Origin of the sequence: Bradyrhizobium viridifuturi (assembly GCF_001238275.1) — a bacterium.
GTDB lineage: Bacteria > Pseudomonadota > Alphaproteobacteria > Rhizobiales > Xanthobacteraceae > Bradyrhizobium > Bradyrhizobium viridifuturi.
Genome location: NZ_LGTB01000115.1, coordinates 1 through 1,531 on the forward strand (window position 1 = coordinate 1; position 1,531 = coordinate 1,531).

1 pseudogene is annotated in these 1,531 nt (G+C 63.0%); it reads right to left on the bottom strand.

Annotation, left to right across the window (positions count from 1 at the left end):
* Positions 1 to 33: 33 nt before the first annotated feature.
* A pseudogene (locus tag ALC15_RS40855) lies at positions 34 to 1,361 on the bottom strand (IS5 family transposase).
* Between the last annotated feature and the right edge of the window lie 170 nt (positions 1,362 to 1,531).

Below are 1,531 nucleotides of genomic sequence, written 5' to 3' on the forward strand. Positions count from 1 at the left end.
AGTCGTTTGTGAAGAACCGGCGCGGCGCCGGGCTCAGGCGATATTTGGCGCCGGGATGGTCTCAAGGAAGGCTCGGATGATGGCACGCAAGAGCTCTGCGAGCCATCGCAGGAGCAGGCCGAAGTTGTAGCCGGCGGCGGCGAGGACAGCGTTGATACAGTCGCCGGGACGCCCTTTGAGATAGTTGCGGTCCATGCGGTGCTCGGCCTTGATGTGACCGATGACGGGCTCGACAGCCGCGCGACGCCTCATCTCGCGGCGGATGGGAGCTGTGACGCGGCGGACCTGACCCGAGATCCAGACTCTGAACCGATGCGGGTGATTGTGGCCGCGATAACCTTTGTCGACGCAGATACGGCGAGCCTCCACGCCGGTGAGCTTCTCCATGTCGGCGATCACGGGGCCGAGCGTGTGCCCATTGAAGGGATTGCCGTGCAAGGCCTTGGTGTGAAGCACGAACTGGCCGCCCTTCGGAGACGTCACGGGGGTGGCGATACTGACCTCGCAGCCGAACTCGTAGGGCGCGCGGGCTTTACCCTTGCCGATGCACTCGACCTCCGGGGCGTGCAATGCATAAACCTTTGGACCGCGCTGGTGCTGATCCTGGCTGCGCACCTGCTGCGCTAAACCGAGCAACGGGCCGAAGCGAGCTTCCAGCGCTGTATCGCCATCAATCTTGCGGCGGATGTCGCGGATGATCCGGCCGAGCCGTGTCCGCAGGAACTTGAGCTGCCGCCGGGCGCGTTTGAACTGGTGGGCGTGGGTATAGCGGCCGACCATGATGGCGGCGCGCTTGGCCATGCGCAGATAGCTCTGGCGCAGCGGCACACGGTTGCGCCTGGCGAGCCCGACCAGCTTGACGATTGCTCGATGCATCAACCGCGCGTCGGTCGGATGGGCGACCGCCGCACCGTGGTATCGACGACCACCCGTTCCAGGTCCTTCGCGCCGATCGCGCCGGTCTTGTGCGCCACCGACAGACTTTCCTGGATCAGCGCGACAAGCTGCTCCTCGCCGAGCCGCTGCCGCCAGCGCGTCATCGACGATCGATCGAACGGCAACCGGTGGCAGAAGCTCAATTCGCCGCAGAAGTGCTGGTAATAGGGGTTCTCGATCCAGCGGGCGCACAGCGCTTCATCCGACAGGTCGTGCATGTGCTTCAGAATGAACAGGCCGGCGATCAGCCGCGTCGGCAAGCCCGGCTGCCCTGACCCTGCCTGGCACACCGAACCAAAGCGCTCATTCAGCACGTTCCAGTCGATCAGCGCCGCCAACCGCACCAGCGGATGACCCATGTCGATGATCTGATCCAGGGCCGGAAGCAGCAGGTCCTTCTGGCGATCATCCCGCGGTTTGCTCATCGCATTCCCCAATGTCGACGACGCCGTCAGGGAATCACGAACCGCCCAAAAACGAAATCCCAAAACGCAGGAAAGTGAGGCCCCACACACCGCTTTCCTGCAAAATCGAATACTTTCTCAAGACCATTCTTGCTTATTTTTCAGGTCAATCCGCATTCTTCACGGACGAC